The organism is Streptomyces jumonjinensis (assembly GCF_009600885.1).
Classification (GTDB): domain Bacteria; phylum Actinomycetota; class Actinomycetes; order Streptomycetales; family Streptomycetaceae; genus Streptomyces; species Streptomyces jumonjinensis.
This window is the reverse complement of the sequence record NZ_VCLA01000202.1, coordinates 14873-15125: the sequence shown is the minus strand read 5'-3', so window position 1 is coordinate 15125 and position 253 is coordinate 14873. Positions and strand designations below refer to the sequence as shown.

General features: G+C 69.6%; 1 protein-coding gene. It reads right to left on the bottom strand.

Going from position 1 to position 253, the window contains the following annotated elements:
* Positions 1–253 (bottom strand): condensation domain-containing protein (locus tag FF041_RS39905; RefSeq protein ID WP_228388925.1); only part of this gene is annotated, 253 nt, incomplete at both ends.

Sequence of the window (253 nt, the reverse complement as noted above, 5' to 3'; positions counted from 1 at the left end):
TGCGCGTAAGCCGAAAGGTCCGCCTCCCGCACCCGCCCCAGCAGCTCCACGAACGACGGATCGCCGCTGACATCCGCCCGCAGCACCAACGTGTTGACGAAGAAACCCGCCAGATCATCGAGCGCCGCATCACCACGACCCGCGATCGGGGTCCCGACCGGGATGTCGTCACCGGCCCCCATCCGGGAGAGCAGCACCGCGAGAGCGGTGTGCGCGACCATGAACATCGTCGCCCGGCCACGCCCCGCAAGCC